We start from the raw sequence: 18,324 nt of genomic DNA on the forward strand, positions 1-18,324 counted from the left end.
ATACCAAAGTTTTATAAAACCGCGAACCCCCCGCAATCCCCACCAGGTAAAAAAGGGTATAAAAAAATCACTAACAAACTAGCGGCGCTGAGGCTTTCGCCCCCATTCAAGCTAGACTCGGGGAATTCCCATCATCATAACGCTCTATACCACATAGTCCTAGTGATTAATTTGAAACTTATTGACCGCGTTTAGGGACGCGATTACTCCCTGTAACCAATGACTGATTAGTCAACGAATTCCAAGATAGCCATAGCAGCACCATCGCCGCGACGAGGCATTGTCTTCATAATCCGCGTGTAACCACCCTTACGATCAGCATACTTAGGTGCTAATTCGCTGAAGACCTTTTGCAATGCGCTGGTAACAACCACATCATCGCCGTCTTCTTTAACATCAGCAACTACGTTACGAATGAACGCAGCAGCTTGACGCCGGGCGTGCAAGTCGCCTTGCTTACCCAAGGTAATCATTTGGTCAGCCGTCTTGCGAACTTCCTTAGCGCGTGCTTCAGTCGTTTCGATGCGGCCGTTCAAGATTAAACTAGTGGTCAAATCGCGTAACAAGGCACGACGTTGAGAACTAGTCCGTTGTAATTTACGGTAACTCATAACCAGAAACCCTCCTTTGAGTGTCTAAAATTAGTCTTCCTTCCGAAGTGACAAACCTAAGTCAGCTAACTTAGCCTTAACTTCTTCAAGGGACTTGCGACCCAAGTTACGAACCTTCATCATGTCTGCTTCGGTCTTGTTGTTCAATTCTTGAACCGTGTTGATACCAGCACGCTTCAAACAGTTGTAAGAACGAACGGATAAGTCGAGCTCTTCGATGGTCATCTCAAGCATCTTTTCCTTATGCGTTTCTTCTTTTTCAACCATGATTTCTGCATTCTTAGCTTCGTCCGTCAAATCAACAAACATTGCCAGATGTTCAGTCAAGATCTTAGCAGCCAGAGCAATGGCTTCGCTTGGATTAATTGAACCGTTTGTCCAAACATCCAGGGTCAATTTATCGTAGTCAGCTCGTTGGCCAACCCGTGCATTCTCTACTTGGTAGTTAACCCGTTCGATTGGGGTGTAAATAGAATCCACAGCTAAAACGCCAATTGGCATGTCGGTGTTGCGAGTTTTGTTCTCGTCAGCAGAAACATAGCCCCGGCCCTTATCAGCTGTCATCCGCATATGGAACGTTGCACCATCCGCAACTGTTGCAATGTACAGATCTGGGTTCAAGATATCAACGTCGGCTCCGGCAACAATATCACCAGCGGTGATTTGAGCAGGACCCTTAACGTTGATCTCCATCGTTTCTTCCTGATCATCAGAGCCATTAAGCTTCAACGCAATCTTCTTAACATTTAAGATGATTTGCGTGACATCTTCAACGACACCTTCGACAGTCGAAAATTCATGCAGAACCCCGTCGATTTGAATGCTGGTAACAGCTGCACCAGGTAATGAAGAAAGTAAGATCCGCCGTAAGGAATTTCCTAGCGTTGTCCCGTAACCACGTTCCAACGGTTCGACAATAAACTTACCGTAGTTGTTACTTTCGTCAATTTTATGAATGTTAGGCTTTTCAAATTCAATCATTCTTATCGTTTACCCCTTTCAAACCGCGTTGAGCTCCTATAAGTCAATCCCATCATGAAGGTTGCCCTCATTAATGAAACGCTCACGTTAAACCCGACGGCGCTTTGGAGGACGAGTCCCATTATGAGGCACTGGGGTAACGTCACGAATAGCCGTGATTTCGATCCCAGCAGCTTGGATGGCCCGAATTGCAGATTCACGTCCTGAACCAGGACCCTTAACAGCAACTTCAACGGACTTAATTCCGTGTTCTTGTGATGCTTTAGCAGCGGCTTCAGCAGCCATTTGAGCAGCAAATGGTGTTGACTTCCGACTACCCTTGAAACCTAAGGCACCGGCTGATGACCAAGCGATCGCGTTCCCTTGAACGTCAGTAATCATGACCAAAGTGTTGTTAAACGTAGCATGGATATGTGCAACCCCGGCTTCAATGTTCTTTTTCACCCGACGTTTGCGACTAGTTTTTCTAGTAGCCATAAAGTGTTAACCCTCCTTTACTTCTTCTTCCCGGCAATCGAAACGGCTTTACCCTTCCGAGTGCGGGCGTTATTCTTGGTGTGTTGACCGCGAACAGGTAAACCGCGACGATGACGCATTCCACGGTAAGAACCAATTTCTTGCAAGTTCTTGATGTTCAGGCTAACTTCACGACGTAAGTCACCTTCGACCTTGTACTTGTCGACTTCGGCACGAACCTTGTCTTCTTGATCGGGTGTTAAATCACGAACCCGAACGTCTTCAGGAACACCGGCATCAGCAACAATCTTGTGAGCCGTGTTAATTCCAATTCCAAAAATGTAAGTCAAACCGTAAGCGATTCGCTTATCACGTGGTAAATCCACTCCAGCAATACGTGGCATTTAGGTGCACCTCCTATAATATTGAATTACTTACCCTGGCGTTGTTTATGCTTAGGGTTAGCTGAGCAAATAACCATTACTCGGCCCTTACGCTTGATAACCTTGCAGTGTTCGCACATTGGCTTAACTGATGGTCTTACTTTCATGAATATCCCTCCTACATCTGTCCCGGCCGCTACTTAAAGCGATAAGTGATCCGGCCCTTAGACAAGTCATACGGTGACATTTCAACAGTTACTCGGTCACCAGGCAGAATCCGGATGTAGTGCATCCGAATCTTACCGGAAACGTGAGCGAGAATCTCATGACCGTTTTCTAATTCGACCCGAAACATCGCGTTAGGCAATGTTTCGGTAACTTTACCTTCGACTTCGATGACATCGCTTTTCGCCACGAAAGTACCTCCCTTTTATTTGTGTGTTAACCACACGTAAAAGCGGTAGAATCCACAATTGGACCCCACCTAGCACCTGTGAATCGCGACAGCGCGCCATTTACAGGCTAAACCTGAATAAGCTTACCATAATTCATGCTTAGACGCAAGAATTAAGCGACTTCCTACAGGTTCTTCAGGATCTTTTCGATGTCGACATAGACGTCATCAATGTCACGGTCACCATCAACCGTAAATAATAAACCCTTTTTCGTGTAGTAATCAACCAGCGGCGTATTCATTTTCAGATTAACTGCTAACCGATTCTTAACTGTTTCAGGCTTATCATCTTCACGTTGATAGAAGTCATGACTACCACAGACATCACACGTACCCGCAACTTTAGGTTGCTTGTATAACTTGTGGTAAGTTGCGCCACAATTACGGCAAATGTAACGACCAGAAAGGCGTTCTACCAAGACTTCTGGTTCGACGTGAATATTAATCACGGCGTTGATGGTCCGGTCAAGTTCAGGTCCAAACGTATCTAACGCTTCAGCCTGAACAATTGACCGGGGGAATCCATCTAACATGAACCCATCTTTGGTATCATCTTGAGCTAACCGATCACGAACGATACCGTTCGTCACTTCGTCCGGCACCAATTCACCTTTGTCGATAAATTTCTTGGCAGCCAAGCCCATTTCAGTTTCGTTCTTCATTGCCTCACGGAAGATATCTCCCGTGGAAATATGTGGCAAATGGAACTCATTGATAATCTTTTCGGCTTGGGTACCCTTACCGGCGCCCGGTAAGCCCATGAGGATTAAATTCATTGCTGTCATGTTCATGCTCCTTCTTCGAAATTTTCCCGAAAAACACAAGCAGGTGTGCCAATTAGATCAACACACCCGCTGGAAACTCATTAAGCTGGTTCTGGATCTTGGATAAAGCCAACGTATTCGCGCTTCATCATCAATCCGTCAACTTGTCGCATCGTTTCAATGGCAACCCCAACCACGATTAAGAGGCTGGTACCACCTAAACCAATTGACTCATCTAAGTTCCAAAGGTTCTGGGCTAATAACGGAATTAAAGATACGAATCCTAAGAAGAGAGCCCCAACAGTGCTGAGACGCATCAACAAACTGGAAACGTACGATTGCGTTTCGTGACCAGGCCAAACACCAGGAATATAGCTCCCCTGCTTTTGCAGGTTCTCCGCTAACTTTTCTGGGTTAACTTGCACGAACGCATAGAAGAACGTGAACACAACGATCAGAACAGTGTACAAAATAGCACCATCGAGCGTCTGCATGTTAAAGACGTCCGTCAACGTTTGGTACCATGCATCTTGAGAGTGGGTGTTTTGGAACGCCATCAGAATAGTCTGTGGCGTGGCAATAAACGAACTCGCGAAGATGACGGGGATAACCCCCGCAACATTAACCTTCAACGGTAAGTAGCTACTATCTGGCGAACCAGACACGCGGCGTGTATATTGAATAGGCACCCGGCGTTCCGCTTGTTGAACCCACGTAACGAAGGTCACAATAATTAGAACTAACACGATTAACCCAAGAATAAACAGACCACTCTTCCACCAACCGCTTGACGAAACATCGACGAAATAAGTTTGATAGAGTTGATAAACAGATTTTGGTGTCCGGGCAATGATCCCCGCAAAGATGATCATTGAAATCCCGTTACCCAAGCCCCGATCGGTGATCATATCACCCATCCAAGTGGTCAACATCGTTCCACCGGTTAAGATTAACCCAATGGAAAGATATGTCTCGACACTCGGATTTTGAACTAATTTCAGTGAACTTAAAGCACTGAAACCAGCCGTGATCCCGATGGACTGAACAAATGCTAACGCAATTGCTAAGTACCGTGTTGCTTGATTCAATTTCCGTCGACCAACGTCCCCTTGCTTACTCCACTCAACGAAGCGCGGAACGATGTCCATTTGTAGCAATTGAATAACGATTTGTGCAGTGATGTAAGGTGAAACCCCCATCGCGAAGATGGAATAGTTTGATAACCCACCACCACTGAAGGTATCTAAAATACTAACCAATCCAGAAGACGCAACGCTTTGAAGTGCCTTTGCGTTAATGCCGGGGACGGTAATATAAGTACCCAACCGAAAGACAATCAAAACCAATAGAGTAAAGAGAATCTTATTACGAATGTCTTTAATCTTAAAGGCGTTTTTCAAGCTTGATAGCATTAAATCACCTCAGTTTTACCACCAGCAGCTTCGATAGCTTCAGCAGCTGATTTAGAGAACTTAGCGGCCTTGACCGTCAACTTCTTTGATAACTCACCGTTACCCAAGATCTTAATACCGGCTTTTTCGTTTTTAACGATGCCAGCTTCAACCAAGGCAGCTGGAGTTACTTCTGTGCCATCATCGAAGACGTTCAATGCGGACAAGTTTACGACAGCAAATTCCTTACGGTTAATGTTGGTAAACCCACGCTTTGGAATCCGACGGTACAATGGCATTTGGCCACCTTCAAAGCCCAAACGAGTCTTGCTACGAGCCTTTTGACCTTTTTGGCCACGACCAGCAGTCTTACCGTTACCAGAAGAATCACCACGGCCAACTCGGTTACGAACCTTCCGTGAGCCTTCAGCAGGTTTTAGTTCATTCAACTTCATGCTATTGCGCACCTCCTTATTTAATGATATGAGACTTACTTAACTTCTTCAACCTTAATCAAATGTGCGATTTGGAAAAGCGCACCGCGGGTTGCTTCGTTATCCGGTTGTAAAACAGAGCTGTTAACTCGCTTCAAACCTAAAGCTTCCACGATCTTCCGCTGTTTAGGGAGGCGGTGAGCCGCACTATGAATTAAAGTAACTTTTAATTGAGCCATTTTAATACCCCTCCTTATTCAGCTAAGTGTTGAAGAGAGACACCACGGAGAGCGGCAACTTCTTCAGCACGCTTCAACTGAGTCAAGCCATCAAAAGTGGCCCGAACTGCGTTGACTGGCGTGTTAGAACCCAAACGCTTTGAAGTAACGTCGGCAACACCGGCTAATTCCATGACGGAACGGACGGCACCACCAGCGGTTACCCCAGAACCTTCAGCAGCTGGCTTGAGCATGATCTTGCCCCCACCAAACGTACCGAGTACTTCATGAGGAATGGTCGTTCCCACGATTGGTACTTCGATCAGGTTCTTACGAGCGGCTTCAACGGCCTTACGAATAGCTTCTGGAACTTCTTGTGCTTTACCAGTACCAAAGCCAACGTGACCGTTCTTATCGCCGACGATAACAAGTGCAGCGAACCGAAGACGACGGCCACCTTTAACAACCTTAGTAATCCGGTTGATAGCAACAACATTGTCTTCAAGTTCTAACTTGTCAGGATCAATAAATTTTGCCATGTGTGGTTATTCCTCCTTACTGTTAAAATTTAAGCCCGGCTTCGCGAGCAGCTTCTGCAAGTGCTTGAACACGGCCGTGGTATAAGTAACCGCCACGATCGAACACTACATTGGTAATTTTCTTTTCAATAGCGCGCTTAGCAATCAACTCACCAACACCTTTGGCTTGGTCAGTCTTGTTATCGCCAGCTACTTCGCTATCTAACGTCGAGGCACTAACAAGCGTGACACCCGCTACGTCATCAATGACTTGAGCGTAGATGTTTTTGTTAGAGCGGAAAACGTTTAAGCGTGGGCGTTCAGCAGTCCCAGAAATTTTGTTGCGAACACGAATATGACGCTTTTGACGTGTCTTGTTCTTATCTGGTTTCGTAATCAAAATAGTCACCTCTTTGTAAAATTATCAGCATTAAGCTGCGATGTTACTTACCAGTTTTACCTTCACGAATCCGAACATATTCGTTTTCGTAACGGATACCCTTACCTTTGTAAGGTTCTGGTGAACGAACGGCACGAACTTCAGCAGCAAAGTCACCGACTTCTTGCTTGCTAATACCGGAAATGTTGATGGTCGTGTTATCAGGAACCTTAACCTCTAAGGTTTCTGGAATCGCCATTTCAACAGGGTTGGAGTAACCAACACTCAAGATCAAGGTCTTACCCTTGGCTTGAACACGGTAACCAACACCGACCAACTTCAAGGTCTTCGCAAAGCCACTGACAACACCTTCAACCATGTTGTTCAAGTTAGCCCGTTGCGTCCCATGAAGGGCCCGCGTCTTGTTGTTGTTATCTGGGCGATCAAAATCAACGGCACCGTCACTAATCTTCATTGAGATGACGGATGAGAACGTCCGGGTTAATTCACCCTTAGGACCCTTAACCGTAACTTGATCACCATCACGTTTAACTTCAACGCCGGCTGGGACGTTGACAGTTTTATAACCAATACGACTCACTTAAGGCACCTCCTATCTTCTTAAAAGTTTTACCAAACGTAGGCGAGAACTTCGCCACCGATTTTCTTGGCGCGCGCTTCTTTATCAGTAACTACCCCTTCAGAGGTGGAGATAATAGCGATACCCAAACCGTTTAATACCTTTGGTACAGCATCGGCCTTAACGTATGAACGTAAGCCGGGCTTTGAAATACGCTTCAAACCACTGATAACACGTTGGTTATCCTTACCGTACTTGAGGAATACGCGGATGATACCTTGCTTGTCATCATCGATGTATTCAACGTTGCGGATGAAACCTTCGCGCTTCAGGATTTCAGCGATGTCGCGTTTAATTTTAGATGCAGGTACTTCGAGTGATTCGTGACGCACCATGTTGGCGTTACGGATCCGCGTCAAGAAGTCTGCAATAGGATCAGTCATGGACATTAACGTTTACCCTCCCTTTGTTTAAAATTCGTTTTACCAGCTAGCCTTCTTCATACCAGGAATTTGACCCTTGTGGGCAAGTTCGCGTAGGCAGATACGGCAAAGGTGGAACTTTTGATAAACAGAGTGTGGACGTCCACAACGTTCGCAACGAGTATATGCTTGTGTAGAAAACTTCGCAGGACGCTTGTTCTTAGCAATTTGTGATTTCTTAGCCAATTGTGTGAACCTCCTTTATTAGTGTGCGAACGGCATACCGAATTGAGTCAACAATTCACGTGACTCTTCATCAGTGTTAGCCGTTGTAACGATAACAATGTCCAAACCACGAACACGGTTAACGTTATCAAAGTTAATTTCTGGGAAAATCAATTGTTCACGAACACCCAGAGTGTAGTTACCGCGACCATCAAAGGCCCGAGAACTAACACCATGGAAGTCACGAACACGTGGTAATGATACGTTGATTAATTTGTCCAGGAATTCGTACATCCGGTCACCACGGAGGGTAACCTTAGCACCGATTGACATGCCTTCACGAAGACGGAAGGTTGCGATTGACTTCTTGGCCTTAGTAACCAATGGCTTTTGACCAGAAATCAACCCAAGTTCTTCAACGGCTTCGTCAAGGTTCTTAGCGTTGGAAACAGCATCACCAACACCCATGTTCAAGACGATCTTTTCGATCTTCGGCGTTTGCATAACAGAACTGTAGCTGAACTTTTCCACCAAAGCTGGTGTAATTTCACTAACGTACTTTTCTTTTAAACGAGCTGACATGAAATGATGTTCCTCCTTTCAACGATTATTTGTCGATGGTTTCGCCGGACTTCTTAGCGAAACGCACTTTGTGACCATCTTCTACTCGAACGCCAAGCCGGGTTGGTTCGTTGTTCGAAGGATCGATGAGCATAACGTTGGATGCATGAATTGGTGCTTCAATATCGATAATGCCGCCTTGAGGATTCGTTTGCGAAGCCTTTTGGTGCTTCTTAATCATATTGACACCTTGGACGATCACACGGTTCTTGGCATTCAAGACTTTGGAAACAGTTCCTTCTTTTCCTTTGTCTTTGCCGGCGATCACGCGGACCTTGTCACCAGTTTTAATAAGCATTCCTGTGGGCACCTCCTTGTTAAACGTTTCTTGATTACAGTACTTCGGGTGCTAATGAGATGATCTTCATGTAGTCGTTGTCACGTAGTTCACGAGCAACTGGGCCAAAGATCCGAGTCCCCTGTGGGCTCTTGTCGTCTTTAATCAGCACTGCAGCATTCTCATCAAAGCTGATGTATGAACCGTCGTTACGACGTACACGAGACTTCGTCCGTACGACAACGGCCTTTACAACATCACCCTTTTTGACAACGCCACCTGGTGTTGCTTGTTTGACAGTAGCAACGATAATATCACCAATTCCGGCGTAGCGACGCTTGGAGCCACCCAGAACCTTGATCGTCAGGATTTCCCGGGCGCCGGAGTTATCGGCAACCTTTAAGCGACTTTCTTGTTGGATCACAGCTAGTGTCCTCCCTTCAGTTCTAGTTCAGAATACGATAAAAACGACACCTAAATGATTACTGCTTTTTCAACAATGTCGACTAAGCGGAACCGCTTGGTTGCAGACAATGGCCGAGTTTCCATAATTTCAACAATGTCGCCAGTGTGGGCTTCACCATTTTCATCATGTGCCTTGTACTTCTTGGAGTACTTGACACGCTTGCCATAGCGAGCATCAGTTTTTGTCGTTTCTACGACAACCGTAATCGTCTTGTCCATCTTATCTGAAACAACGCGACCGCGGTAGACCTTACGGTTATTACGTGCATCACTCATGTATTCGTGACCTCCTTTTTATCGTATTCTACTTGTTCAGTTCTTGTTGGCGAAGAGCGGTCTTCAACCGCGCAATGTTCTTACGAACCTGCTTCAACCGTGCAGTGTTTTCCAATTGACCAGTAGCTAATTGGAAACGCAGGTTAAATAATTCGTCCTTGTAGCTCTTTTCTTTATCGAGCATTTCAGCAGTGGTTAATTCGTTGATTTCTTTAGTCTTCATTAGATTCGCCACCTACTTCCTCTCGGGATAAAACCTTCGTGCGAACGGGAAGTTTCATGGCTGCAAGGCGTAAGGCTTCGCGAGCGACTTCTTCAGAAACGCCGCCAACTTCAAACATAACCTTGCCACGCTTAACTGGGGCTACCCAGCCATCTGGCGTACCTTTACCATTACCCATCCGGACCCCAACACCTTTGGCAGTGTAGGATTTGTGAGGGAAAATCTTGATCCAAACTTTCCCACCACGCTTCATGTAACGAGTGATTGCAACACGAGCAGCTTCGATTTGACGGTTAGAGATCCAATGTGAATCTAAAGCCTGCAAACCGTAGTCGCCGAAAGCAACACTCTTGCCACCCTTGGCTTCGCCACGTAGCTTACCACGGTGGACACGACGGAACTTTACTCGCTTAGGTACCAGCATGCTATTTCCCTCCTTGTCCGTTAGATTGTTTCTTTTCAGGCAGAATTTCGCCACGGTAGATCCAAGTCTTAACACCCAGAGAACCGTAAGTTGTGTGAGCTTCTACCCATGCATAATCGATGTCAGCACGTAACGTATGCAATGGAACCGTACCTTCAGCATAGCTTTCGACACGGGACATATCAGCACCGTTCAACCGACCAGCGACCTGCGTCTTGATACCCTTGGCACCAGAACGCATTGTCCGTTGCATCGTCCCACGCATAGCGCGACGGAAAGCAACACGGCCTTCCAATTGACGAGCAATGTTTTCGCCGACCAATTTGGCATCTAAATCTGGCTTCTTGATTTCCACAATGTTAATGTGGACACGCTTGCCAGTTAAGTCGTTTAATTCCTTACGGAGATTTTCGACTTCGGAACCACCCTTACCAATAACCATCCCTGGCTTGGCAGTGTGGATTGAGATGTTGACGCGGTTTGCAGCCCGTTCAATCTCAACAGTAGATACAGAAGCGTCAACCAGACGCTTTTCGATGAATTTACGGATTTGAAGGTCTTCCTTCAGGTAAGCAGCGAAATCCTTTTCAGCATACCACTTAGCTTCCCAGTCGCGAATAATACCGACCCGTAATCCGGTTGGATTTACTTTTTGACCCACGCGTTATCCCTCCTCTTTTTCAGATACAACAACCGTAATGTGACTCGTACGCTTGTTGATTGGTGAAGCAGAACCTTTGGCACGAGGACGGAACCGCTTGAGGGTTGGTCCTTCGTTCACATAGGCTTCGCTAACAACTAGATCTTGACGATCTAAGTCAAAATTATTTTCTGCGTTTGCAACTGCAGAGTTCAATACCTTTGCCACAACCGGTGAAGCACCACGCGGTGTGAACTGCAAAATAGCTAGTGCTTCAGCGACGCTCTTGCCGCGGATAAGATCGATGACAAGGCGGACTTTGCGAGCAGCAATCCGAACTGTTTTAGCAGTCGCTTGTGCTGATGTAACTTGTTCAGCCATTAGTTAATCCTCCTTATCAACGAGTTTTTTTATCGTCGCCACCATGACCACGGAAAGTCCGGGTTGGTACGAATTCGCCAAGCTTGTGGCCTACCATGTCTTCTTGAACGTAAACTGGTACGTGCTTCCGTCCATCATAAACAGCAATGGTGTAACCAATAAAGCTAGGGAAAATAGTCGACCGACGGGACCAAGTCTTAATGACGGTCTTCTTTTCGGAATCCTTTTGCGCATCAATCTTCTTCAGCAAGTGCGCATCGGCGAAAGGTCCTTTTTTCAAACTACGACCCATTATGAAACCTCCTCTACTTGTGGCGCATCGCTAAACACGATGATCACCTGGTCTCTTGACTTCCGGATAACCGGAAGCTTACATCTTAGAACCTTTACGATGACGAACAATGAACTTCTCAGTCTTGTTCTTCTTCGAACGGGTCTTCTTACCAACTGTCTTCTTACCCCATGGAGAAAGAGGAGATGGTAACCCAACAGGTGCTTTACCTTCACCACCACCATGTGGGTGATCGTTAGGGTTCATAACTGAACCACGAACGTGAGGACGTTGACCAGCCCAACGAGTACGGCCGGCTTTACCAACGTTAACCAATTCATGTTCTTCGTTACCAACGGCACCGATTGTCGCACGGTTAACGCTCAAGATCATCCGAACTTCACCGGAAGATAAACGAACTAACACGTACTTTTCATCGTTAGCTTTACCTAACAATTGAGCTGAAGTACCAGCAGAACGGACCAATTGGCCACCCTTACCAGGCTTCAATTCGATGTTGTGAATAACTGTCCCAAATGGGATGTTCTTCAATGGTAACGCATTACCAGTCTTGATATCAGCTTCGGGACCAGATTGAACCTTGTCGCCAACCTTTAAGCCCTTAGGAGCAATGATGTAAGACTTAACACCGTCAGCATAAACTAACAATGCGATGTTTGCTGTCCGGTTAGGATCGTATTCGATTGCCTTAACCGTTGCAGGAACGTCATCCTTGATCCGCTTGAAATCGATGATCCGGTATTGACGCTTGTTACCACCGCCACGGTGACGGACAGTCATCTTACCAGCGTTGTTACGGCCAGCGGAATGGCTTTGTGAATCAAGCAATGACTTTTCAGGAGTCGTCTTAGTGATGACGTCTTTGTAAACCAAGCTCGTCATATTACGACGACCATTGCTTGTTGGTTTGTATTTCTTAATCGCCACGTTATTTCCCTCCTATATCTGAGATTTTATTCTTCGTTGAATAACTTGATTTCTTTTGAGTCGGCAGATAAGCTGACAATGGCCTTACGACGCTTCTTAGTGTAGCCTTCGTAACGTCCTTGACGCTTCTTCTTACCTTTCAAATTCATAACATTGACCTTAACGACCTTAACATCAAAGATGTCTTCAATGGCATGCTTGACTTGTGTCTTGGTTGCTCGTACGTCAACGTCAAAGGTGTAACGCTTGTCGTCCATAGTTGCCATCGTTGCTTCGGTAACAACTGGGCGTAAAATAATGTCACGTGATTCCATTATGCGAGCACCTCCTCTACTTGAGAAAGAGCTGGTTGGGTAATCACTAACTTGTCCGCATCAGCGATGTCAAGAACATTTAAGCCCTTGGCAGGGATAACCTTAACGTTTGTTAAGTTACGGGCTGCTAAAGCAGCAGTAACGTTGTCGTCTTCAAGGACAACCAACGTCTTCGTTGTGACGTTCAAACCAGCCAACACTGCAGCAAATTCTTTGGTCTTAGGTGCGTCGAATGCTAAACCGTCAACGACGACAAAGCTTTCGTCCAGAACCTTTTGAGAAAGAACTGACTTAAGTGCTAAACGGCTAACCTTCTTAGGAAGGCGGTAACTGTATGAGCGAGGGGTAGGGCCAAAGACGACACCACCACCAACCCATTGTGGTGAACGGATGGAACCTTGACGGGCACGACCAGTACCCTTTTGACGCCATGGCTTCTTACCACCACCACGAACAGCACTCCGGTTCTTAACGGCGTGTGTTCCTTGGCGTAAGGAAGCTCGTTGCATCAAAATCGTGTCGAATACGACATTTTCGTTAGGTTCAACGCCGAAGATATCAGCGTTCAATTCAACGTTGCCGTTTTGGCTACCATCTTGTTTGTATAATGCTACGCTTGTCATTTAATTATCCTCCCTTCCGTTTTATTTTTCAGATTGCTTAGGACGTGGTGGGCGAACAGCACTCTTAACAGTAACGAGTGACTTGTTAGCACCTGGCACGTTACCCTTGATCAACAGCACGTTGTTTTCAACGTCAGCCTTAACGATCACGAGGTTTTGGATAGTCACTTGCTTGTTACCCATCCGGCCTGGAAGCTTCATACCAGGGAATACCCGGTTAATGATGGCACCCAGAGAACCTGGACGACGGTGGTAACGAGAACCATGGGCCATAGGGCCACGGCTTTGACCATCTTTATGAATGTTACCTTGGTATCCATGACCTTTAGTGACACCAGTGACATCCACGATGTCGCCTGCTTGGAAGGTATCAACCTTAACTTCGTCTGCTACCTTGTAATCTCCCAGCTCAACATCTGTGAATTCACGAATGAAGCGCTTAGGAGTCGTGTTTGCTTTTGCTACATGACCTTGTTCGGGCTTGTTGCTGAGTACTTCACGCTTGTCTTGGTAACCAAGTTGAATGGCATTGTAACCGTCGTTTTCCATTGTCTTAACTTGCAACACAACGTTTGGCGTTGCTTCGACAACAGTCACGGGGATCAATTCGCCAGCATCAGTGAAGACTTGCGTCATCCCGACCTTTTTCCCTAAGATTCCTTTTGTGGTCATGAGTACACCTCCGATTTTAATGTATTATTTTGTTGCTAGAAATTATAACTTGATTTCGATGTCAACACCACTAGGCAAGTCAAGCTTCATTAATGAGTCGACTGTCTTTGGCGTTGGGTTAACGATATCAATTAAACGCTTGTGCGTCCGCATTTCGAATTGTTCACGTGAGTCCTTGAACTTATGTGGTGAACGCAGAACCGTGTAGATCGTCCGTTCAGTTGGTAATGGGATTGGGCCTGAGATGCCGGCACCAGTTCTCTTTGCCGTTTCAACGATCTTGTCCGCTGATTGATCGAGGATACGATGTTCGTATGCCTTCAACCGGATCCGAATTTTTTGTTTTGCCATTGTGTTCCCTCCTTCGTCTATTTTAAAAATAAGACTAACTCCGTGGAAATTTACCGCCATACCCTCGTGGCAAAGCAGCCGGGTGTGTCGCAACCTTCCACATCATCGCTTAAACTTTCGGCGCGACCCCCCTGGGCACAAAAAAACACAGGGAAATACAGCACTTGACTATCATACTAAATAAAGTGGCGCCTGACAAGGGATTTCACGGAATTCCTTGAATTTTTTTGGAAGTAGTGGACGAGATTTGACCTAAATCAATTTGAATTCTGGTAAATAAGGTTAATTAGCGGATGATTTCCTATTTAATAGTAGCTTTGTCAGTAACCACCCTAGACCACAAGTTAGAACATCCGCCACTGGTTGGGCCCAGATAACGCCATGGTAGCCAAACAACTGGGCTCCTAGAACCACCATTACGTAAAAAACAACACCTTGCCGGGCGATGGCGATAGACATGATAAAGGCCCCACTAGCCTTCCCCGTACTCTGAAAGACCGTTGTGTATACGAGGACGGCTCCAACAAAAGGCGTTGTTACTAGAAAAGCACGTAACATGTAAGTCCCAGTCTGAATGACTGCTGGATTATGGAGGAATAATGCCATTAGTTGCGGCGCAAAGATCATCAGAATGACGGCAAATACTAAGGCATAGACGACCTCGACCAGCAAATCAAAGTGCAGAATTTGTTTAAACCGCGCCCTATTCTTCGCACCAAATGTGTATCCAATCAAGGGTTGTGCTCCGAATGCAAAGCCCACCATCACTAACATAATAATCATGTAGACCTTCAAAACAATCCCCATAGCAGCGACCCGGGTTGGACCGTAATCTACAAGGTAGCGATTTAAAACAGCTGTGCCAAAAGCTTGCATGAGGTTGGTAATGGCGCCTGGAATCCCGATGAATAGAACCTGACGAAGTAAGTGCCCATCAATGCGGCTTAACCGCACATCTACTGAAACAACCTGACAATAGCGCCAAGTTAAGTAGACCAAGACACCAGCGGAAATCGTATAACCGATTACTGTGGCTAAGGCTGCCCCGGCAGCTCCCATGCCAAGTGAGAAGATGAGAATTGGGTCTAGGATAATCGTTATTACAGTTCCGACCATCGTTCCGATCATCGATTGTGTGGCAAATCCTTCCGTGCGAATCAAATTACCCGGAACAATCGACACAATAATCGGCATAGCTCCCAACGCCATAATCCGATAAAACTGTGCGGCATATACGTAAGTCACCGCCGTTGCACCTAATAAATGAAGAATTGGTCGTTCAAAAGCCAATAATAAGATAGTTGTCACTAGACCAAGGACCACCGCTCCATAAAGGCAAAAACTACTAACTCGTCTTCCAGTCTGAAAGGCCTTTTCACCTAGCAACCGGGATATCAACGAGCTGCCGCCCAAGCCAAAGATATCGCCAATAGCGATCAATAATGAGAACAACGGCGTACATAGCGCAACCCCTGCCACTAGATTCGTATTCTGGGTTTGCGAAACAAAAAACGTATCAGCAAGATTATAGATCATGCTGGCAACCATGCTCAGCACGACCGGCAATGCCAACTTAAAGTAGGCTCTTGAAATCGGCGCACGTTCAAATAAGTCTTCCATAGCTCACTCTCCAATCTAAATCGTGCACACCACATTTATTATACGACATTACACCACGCTCTGTTAACTCGTCATTTTTATATTACTTTTTCCTTTTTGATGCCGACAAAAAAACGCCCTACCAAATTGGTAGGACGCTTTTACGAATGCACAAGACTCTAGTCTTCGACTGGAGTACCGCCATTCTTCTTGATAATATCAGCTTGAACACTCTTAGGCGTTGGTTCGTAGTGATCAAACGTCATGGTAAATGTCCCACGACCTTGTGATGCAGAACGTAACGTCGTTGCGTAACCAAACATTTCTGAAAGTGGTACGTAAGAGTGGATCATTTGTGCGTTACCACGTGCTTCCATACCATCGACCTTACCACGACGTGCGGTAACTTGGCCCATGATATCGCCCATGTATTCTTCAGGAACCAAGATATCAACTTTCATGATTGGTTCCAAGATAACAGGACCGGCAGACTTAACAGCATTCCGTAAAGCCAATGAAGCGGCAACCTTGAAGGCTGCTTCACTAGAATCGACATCATGGTAACTACCATCATACAGCTTAGCCTTAACGTCAACTAATGGGTAGCCAGCTAAGACACCATTTGCCATGGCTTCTTGCAAACCTTGGTCAACTGAAGGGATAAATTCACGAGGAACAACCCCACCAACGATGGCGTCTTCGAATTCGTAACCCTTACCACGTTCGTTAGGAGTGAATTCAATCCAAACATCACCATATTGACCTTTACCACCAGACTGGCGAACAAACTTACCTTGAACGCTCGTTGACTTCGTGAAGGCTTCACGGTAAGCAACTTGTGGGGCACCAATGTTGGCTTCAACCTTGAATTCACGCTTCATCCGGTCAATGATGATGTCCAAATGCAACTCACCCATCCCGGCAATCAGCGTTTCACCAGTTTCAGGGTTAGTTTCAGCCTTGAAAGTAGGATCTTCTTCAGAGAGTTTTTGTAAAGCCGTGTTCATCTTATCTTGGTCAGCGTTCGTCTTTGGTTCTACGGCAACCTGGATAACTGGATCTGGGAAGTCCATAGATTCCAAATGCATTGGGTGATCTGGGTCGGTTAATGAATCACCAGTTGTGGTGTTCTTCAAACCAATGGCCCCAGCGATATCACCGGAGAAGACTTCTGGAATTTCTTGACGGTGATTAGAATGCATTTGCAGCAAACGACCAACCCGTTCACGCTTATCCTTCGTCGAGTTCAAGACGTAAGAACCAGCTTCCAGCGTACCGGAGTAAACCCGGATGTAAGTCAAACGACCAACGAATGGGTCAGTTGCCACTTTAAATGCCAAGGCAGCAAATGGCGCATCATCATCAGCACGTAATTGGATAGCTTCATCAGTATCAGGATCAGTAGCGTTGTATGGCTTAACATCCAATGGGGATGGTAAGTAGTCCACAACGGCATCCATCAACATCTGAACACCTTTATCCTTGAAGGCAGAACCAGCGAAGACTGGGAACAAGTCCAGCTTCAAAGTTGCCCGCCGGATAGCAGCCTTCAATTCGTCCTTGGTGATTTCTTCACCTTCAAGGTACTTTTCCATGATTTCATCGTCAACGTCAGCAACGCTTTCGATCATGGCTTCATGCCGCTTTTCGGCTTCTTCCTTCATATCAGCAGGAATTTCAACCGTATCCCATGAAGAACCTAAGTCATCTTTATCATAAACGTAGGCTTTCATTTCAACTAAGTCGACAACACCTTCGAATTCGTCTTCAGCACCAATAGCCATTTGTAAAGCCAAGGCGTTAGCTTGTAGACGTTCGTGGATAGAGTTAACTGAGAAGTCGAAGTCGGCACCCAGCTTATCCATCTTGTTAACGAACACGATACGAGGAACATCAAAATCAGAAGCTTGACGCCAAACCGTTTCAGTTTGAGGTTCAACCCCTGCTTGACCATCCAAGACGGCTACGGCACCATCAAGCACCCGTAAGGAACGTTCAACTTCAACAGTGAAGTCCACGTGTCCTGGGGTATCGATGATGTTGATCCGGTGACCCTTCCATTCAGCCGTAGTGGCAGCGGAAGTGATCGTGATCCCCCGTTCTTGTTCTTGTTCCATCCAATCCATTTGTGAAGCCCCATCATGGGTTTCACCAATCTTGTGGATTTTACCAGTATAATACAGGATACGCTCAGTCGTCGTCGTCTTCCCGGCATCGATGTGGGCCATGATACCGATGTTACGCGTCTTCTCAAGCGGAAATTCACGAGTATTAGCCATGATTAATGTGTAACTCCTCTCAATTTGATCGTAGATTGTGGCAAAAGGTGGCTACTATCATCACACTGATTTAGTAGCCACCTCTCGATTAAAGGATTATCTCCCTTAAGCTAGAGACGAGCTGTTTGCACAGATCGCTCTAAC

At 46.0% G+C, this 18,324-nt stretch carries 31 protein-coding genes; all 31 read right to left on the reverse strand.

Annotated features, from left to right (window positions below; all coding sequences use genetic code 11):
- Positions 1-227: 227 nt before the first annotated feature.
- The 31 genes from rplQ to fusA all read right to left on the reverse strand — a co-directional run bounded on the left by rplQ (position 228) and on the right by fusA (position 18,180).
- Positions 228-611: a 50S ribosomal protein L17 gene (rplQ, locus tag FC61_RS03925; protein ID WP_011668472.1), complete on the reverse strand. Its 384-nt coding sequence runs from the start codon at positions 609-611 to the stop codon at positions 228-230.
- 30 nt (positions 612-641) lie between these two features.
- The gene (locus FC61_RS03930; protein WP_011668473.1) at positions 642-1,592 is read right to left on the reverse strand and encodes a DNA-directed RNA polymerase subunit alpha; all 951 of its coding nucleotides are present in this window, start codon (positions 1,590-1,592) and stop codon (positions 642-644) included.
- 87 nt (positions 1,593-1,679) lie between these two features.
- On the reverse strand, positions 1,680-2,069 hold the full coding sequence (gene rpsK / locus FC61_RS03935; RefSeq protein ID WP_011668474.1) for a 30S ribosomal protein S11: 390 nt from the start codon (positions 2,067-2,069) through the stop codon (positions 1,680-1,682).
- Positions 2,070-2,086: 17 nt separating this feature from the next.
- Positions 2,087-2,452 carry a 30S ribosomal protein S13 gene (rpsM, locus tag FC61_RS03940; RefSeq protein ID WP_011668475.1) on the reverse strand — a complete coding sequence of 122 codons (366 nt, stop codon included), beginning with the start codon at positions 2,450-2,452 and terminating at the stop codon, positions 2,087-2,089.
- Positions 2,453-2,478: 26 nt separating this feature from the next.
- Complete coding sequence (rpmJ, locus tag FC61_RS03945; RefSeq protein WP_011668476.1) at positions 2,479-2,598, reverse strand: 50S ribosomal protein L36; 120 nt, start codon at positions 2,596-2,598, stop codon at positions 2,479-2,481.
- Positions 2,599-2,627: 29 nt separating this feature from the next.
- Positions 2,628-2,846: a translation initiation factor IF-1 gene (gene infA / locus FC61_RS03950; protein WP_011668477.1), complete on the reverse strand. Its 219-nt coding sequence runs from the start codon at positions 2,844-2,846 to the stop codon at positions 2,628-2,630.
- Positions 2,847-3,010: 164 nt separating this feature from the next.
- Positions 3,011-3,670, reverse strand: coding sequence for an adenylate kinase (locus FC61_RS03955; RefSeq protein WP_024526564.1), 660 nt, complete (start codon positions 3,668-3,670; stop codon positions 3,011-3,013).
- Positions 3,671-3,750: 80 nt separating this feature from the next.
- Positions 3,751-5,061 carry a preprotein translocase subunit SecY gene (secY, locus tag FC61_RS03960; protein ID WP_011668479.1) on the reverse strand — a complete coding sequence of 437 codons (1,311 nt, stop codon included), beginning with the start codon at positions 5,059-5,061 and terminating at the stop codon, positions 3,751-3,753.
- Positions 5,061-5,495 carry a 50S ribosomal protein L15 gene (rplO, locus tag FC61_RS03965; protein ID WP_021742682.1) on the reverse strand — a complete coding sequence of 145 codons (435 nt, stop codon included), beginning with the start codon at positions 5,493-5,495 and terminating at the stop codon, positions 5,061-5,063. Before rplO ends, secY begins: the two co-directional genes overlap by 1 nt.
- Positions 5,496-5,530: 35 nt before the next feature.
- Positions 5,531-5,713 carry a 50S ribosomal protein L30 gene (rpmD, locus tag FC61_RS03970; RefSeq protein ID WP_011668481.1) on the reverse strand — a complete coding sequence of 61 codons (183 nt, stop codon included), beginning with the start codon at positions 5,711-5,713 and terminating at the stop codon, positions 5,531-5,533.
- Positions 5,714-5,727: 14 nt separating this feature from the next.
- Positions 5,728-6,231, reverse strand: a complete 504-nt coding sequence (gene rpsE, locus FC61_RS03975) for a 30S ribosomal protein S5 (protein ID WP_011668482.1) — start codon at positions 6,229-6,231, stop codon at positions 5,728-5,730.
- Positions 6,232-6,253: 22 nt separating this feature from the next.
- Entirely contained in the window at positions 6,254-6,619 is a 366-nt protein-coding gene (gene rplR, locus FC61_RS03980; RefSeq protein ID WP_015474029.1) for a 50S ribosomal protein L18, read from the reverse strand.
- A 34-nt stretch (positions 6,620-6,653) separates the two neighbouring features.
- Positions 6,654-7,190, reverse strand: coding sequence for a 50S ribosomal protein L6 (rplF, locus tag FC61_RS03985; protein WP_011668484.1), 537 nt, complete (start codon positions 7,188-7,190; stop codon positions 6,654-6,656).
- A 29-nt stretch (positions 7,191-7,219) separates the two neighbouring features.
- Entirely contained in the window at positions 7,220-7,618 is a 399-nt protein-coding gene (gene rpsH / locus FC61_RS03990; RefSeq protein WP_011668485.1) for a 30S ribosomal protein S8, read from the reverse strand.
- A gap of 33 nt (positions 7,619-7,651) precedes the next feature.
- Entirely contained in the window at positions 7,652-7,837 is a 186-nt protein-coding gene (locus FC61_RS12295; protein ID WP_011668486.1) for a type Z 30S ribosomal protein S14, read from the reverse strand.
- An 18-nt stretch (positions 7,838-7,855) separates the two neighbouring features.
- A complete protein-coding gene (rplE, locus tag FC61_RS03995; RefSeq protein WP_011668487.1) occupies positions 7,856-8,398 on the reverse strand; it encodes a 50S ribosomal protein L5 in 543 nt (180 codons plus the stop codon).
- 25 nt (positions 8,399-8,423) lie between these two features.
- Positions 8,424-8,735 (reverse strand): 50S ribosomal protein L24, encoded by a 312-nt coding sequence (gene rplX, locus FC61_RS04000; protein WP_011668488.1) that lies wholly within the window; start codon positions 8,733-8,735, stop codon positions 8,424-8,426.
- A gap of 34 nt (positions 8,736-8,769) precedes the next feature.
- Positions 8,770-9,138, reverse strand: coding sequence for a 50S ribosomal protein L14 (rplN, locus tag FC61_RS04005; protein ID WP_011668489.1), 369 nt, complete (start codon positions 9,136-9,138; stop codon positions 8,770-8,772).
- A gap of 50 nt (positions 9,139-9,188) precedes the next feature.
- A complete protein-coding gene (gene rpsQ, locus FC61_RS04010) occupies positions 9,189-9,455 on the reverse strand; it encodes a 30S ribosomal protein S17 (protein WP_011668490.1) in 267 nt (88 codons plus the stop codon).
- A 28-nt stretch (positions 9,456-9,483) separates the two neighbouring features.
- The gene (gene rpmC / locus FC61_RS04015; RefSeq protein ID WP_011668491.1) at positions 9,484-9,678 is read right to left on the reverse strand and encodes a 50S ribosomal protein L29; all 195 of its coding nucleotides are present in this window, start codon (positions 9,676-9,678) and stop codon (positions 9,484-9,486) included.
- The gene (gene rplP / locus FC61_RS04020; protein ID WP_011668492.1) at positions 9,668-10,102 is read right to left on the reverse strand and encodes a 50S ribosomal protein L16; all 435 of its coding nucleotides are present in this window, start codon (positions 10,100-10,102) and stop codon (positions 9,668-9,670) included. Before rplP ends, rpmC begins: the two co-directional genes overlap by 11 nt.
- A 1-nt stretch (position 10,103) precedes the next feature.
- Positions 10,104-10,763, reverse strand: coding sequence for a 30S ribosomal protein S3 (gene rpsC, locus FC61_RS04025; protein WP_011668493.1), 660 nt, complete (start codon positions 10,761-10,763; stop codon positions 10,104-10,106).
- Between the two features lie 3 nt (positions 10,764-10,766).
- Positions 10,767-11,123 (reverse strand): 50S ribosomal protein L22, encoded by a 357-nt coding sequence (gene rplV / locus FC61_RS04030; protein ID WP_011668494.1) that lies wholly within the window; start codon positions 11,121-11,123, stop codon positions 10,767-10,769.
- Positions 11,124-11,139: 16 nt separating this feature from the next.
- Positions 11,140-11,415: a 30S ribosomal protein S19 gene (gene rpsS, locus FC61_RS04035; RefSeq protein ID WP_011668495.1), complete on the reverse strand. Its 276-nt coding sequence runs from the start codon at positions 11,413-11,415 to the stop codon at positions 11,140-11,142.
- 78 nt (positions 11,416-11,493) lie between these two features.
- A complete protein-coding gene (gene rplB / locus FC61_RS04040) occupies positions 11,494-12,342 on the reverse strand; it encodes a 50S ribosomal protein L2 (RefSeq protein WP_024526563.1) in 849 nt (282 codons plus the stop codon).
- Positions 12,343-12,368: 26 nt separating this feature from the next.
- A complete protein-coding gene (rplW, locus tag FC61_RS04045; RefSeq protein ID WP_011668497.1) occupies positions 12,369-12,656 on the reverse strand; it encodes a 50S ribosomal protein L23 in 288 nt (95 codons plus the stop codon).
- Entirely contained in the window at positions 12,656-13,279 is a 624-nt protein-coding gene (gene rplD, locus FC61_RS04050; RefSeq protein WP_011668498.1) for a 50S ribosomal protein L4, read from the reverse strand. The genes rplW and rplD overlap by 1 nt, the downstream gene beginning before the upstream one ends.
- Positions 13,280-13,300: 21 nt before the next feature.
- Positions 13,301-13,951: a 50S ribosomal protein L3 gene (gene rplC, locus FC61_RS04055; RefSeq protein WP_011668499.1), complete on the reverse strand. Its 651-nt coding sequence runs from the start codon at positions 13,949-13,951 to the stop codon at positions 13,301-13,303.
- A 42-nt stretch (positions 13,952-13,993) separates the two neighbouring features.
- A complete protein-coding gene (gene rpsJ, locus FC61_RS04060) occupies positions 13,994-14,302 on the reverse strand; it encodes a 30S ribosomal protein S10 (protein WP_011668500.1) in 309 nt (102 codons plus the stop codon).
- Between the two features lie 282 nt (positions 14,303-14,584).
- The gene (locus FC61_RS04065; RefSeq protein WP_021742679.1) at positions 14,585-15,922 is read right to left on the reverse strand and encodes an MATE family efflux transporter; all 1,338 of its coding nucleotides are present in this window, start codon (positions 15,920-15,922) and stop codon (positions 14,585-14,587) included.
- A 158-nt stretch (positions 15,923-16,080) separates the two neighbouring features.
- Entirely contained in the window at positions 16,081-18,180 is a 2,100-nt protein-coding gene (gene fusA / locus FC61_RS04070) for an elongation factor G (RefSeq protein ID WP_021742678.1), read from the reverse strand.
- Positions 18,181-18,324: the final 144 nt, after the last annotated feature.

It is taken from the genome of Levilactobacillus brevis ATCC 14869 = DSM 20054, from assembly GCF_001433855.1.
GTDB lineage: Bacteria > Bacillota > Bacilli > Lactobacillales > Lactobacillaceae > Levilactobacillus > Levilactobacillus brevis.

What these genes read in the sequence shown, in the direction of transcription:
- rplQ (WP_011668472.1), bottom strand. Translation starts at nt 611, where the DNA reads ATGAGTTACCGTAAATTACAACGGACTAGTTCTCAACGTCGTGCCTTG.
- FC61_RS03930 (WP_011668473.1), bottom strand. Translation starts at nt 1,592, where the DNA reads ATGATTGAATTTGAAAAGCCTAACATTCATAAAATTGACGAAAGTAAC.
- rpsK (WP_011668474.1), bottom strand. Translation starts at nt 2,069, where the DNA reads ATGGCTACTAGAAAAACTAGTCGCAAACGTCGGGTGAAAAAGAACATT.
- rpsM (WP_011668475.1), bottom strand. Translation starts at nt 2,452, where the DNA reads ATGCCACGTATTGCTGGAGTGGATTTACCACGTGATAAGCGAATCGCT.
- rpmJ (WP_011668476.1), bottom strand. Translation starts at nt 2,598, where the DNA reads ATGAAAGTAAGACCATCAGTTAAGCCAATGTGCGAACACTGCAAGGTT.
- FC61_RS03955 (WP_024526564.1), bottom strand. Translation starts at nt 3,670, where the DNA reads ATGACAGCAATGAATTTAATCCTCATGGGCTTACCGGGCGCCGGTAAG.
- secY (WP_011668479.1), bottom strand. Translation starts at nt 5,061, where the DNA reads ATGCTATCAAGCTTGAAAAACGCCTTTAAGATTAAAGACATTCGTAAT.
- rplO (WP_021742682.1), bottom strand. Translation starts at nt 5,495, where the DNA reads ATGAAGTTGAATGAACTAAAACCTGCTGAAGGCTCACGGAAGGTTCGT.
- rpmD (WP_011668481.1), bottom strand. Translation starts at nt 5,713, where the DNA reads ATGGCTCAATTAAAAGTTACTTTAATTCATAGTGCGGCTCACCGCCTC.
- rpsE (WP_011668482.1), bottom strand. Translation starts at nt 6,231, where the DNA reads ATGGCAAAATTTATTGATCCTGACAAGTTAGAACTTGAAGACAATGTT.
- rpsH (WP_011668485.1), bottom strand. Translation starts at nt 7,618, where the DNA reads ATGTCCATGACTGATCCTATTGCAGACTTCTTGACGCGGATCCGTAAC.
- rplE (WP_011668487.1), bottom strand. Translation starts at nt 8,398, where the DNA reads ATGTCAGCTCGTTTAAAAGAAAAGTACGTTAGTGAAATTACACCAGCT.
- rplX (WP_011668488.1), bottom strand. Translation starts at nt 8,735, where the DNA reads ATGCTTATTAAAACTGGTGACAAGGTCCGCGTGATCGCCGGCAAAGAC.
- rpsQ (WP_011668490.1), bottom strand. Translation starts at nt 9,455, where the DNA reads ATGAGTGATGCACGTAATAACCGTAAGGTCTACCGCGGTCGCGTTGTT.
- rpmC (WP_011668491.1), bottom strand. Translation starts at nt 9,678, where the DNA reads ATGAAGACTAAAGAAATCAACGAATTAACCACTGCTGAAATGCTCGAT.
- rplP (WP_011668492.1), bottom strand. Translation starts at nt 10,102, where the DNA reads ATGCTGGTACCTAAGCGAGTAAAGTTCCGTCGTGTCCACCGTGGTAAG.
- rplV (WP_011668494.1), bottom strand. Translation starts at nt 11,123, where the DNA reads ATGGCTGAACAAGTTACATCAGCACAAGCGACTGCTAAAACAGTTCGG.
- rpsS (WP_011668495.1), bottom strand. Translation starts at nt 11,415, where the DNA reads ATGGGTCGTAGTTTGAAAAAAGGACCTTTCGCCGATGCGCACTTGCTG.
- rplW (WP_011668497.1), bottom strand. Translation starts at nt 12,656, where the DNA reads ATGGAATCACGTGACATTATTTTACGCCCAGTTGTTACCGAAGCAACG.
- rplD (WP_011668498.1), bottom strand. Translation starts at nt 13,279, where the DNA reads ATGACAAGCGTAGCATTATACAAACAAGATGGTAGCCAAAACGGCAAC.
- rplC (WP_011668499.1), bottom strand. Translation starts at nt 13,951, where the DNA reads ATGACCACAAAAGGAATCTTAGGGAAAAAGGTCGGGATGACGCAAGTC.
- rpsJ (WP_011668500.1), bottom strand. Translation starts at nt 14,302, where the DNA reads ATGGCAAAACAAAAAATTCGGATCCGGTTGAAGGCATACGAACATCGT.
- FC61_RS04065 (WP_021742679.1), bottom strand. Translation starts at nt 15,922, where the DNA reads ATGGAAGACTTATTTGAACGTGCGCCGATTTCAAGAGCCTACTTTAAG.
- fusA (WP_021742678.1), bottom strand. Translation starts at nt 18,180, where the DNA reads ATGGCTAATACTCGTGAATTTCCGCTTGAGAAGACGCGTAACATCGGT.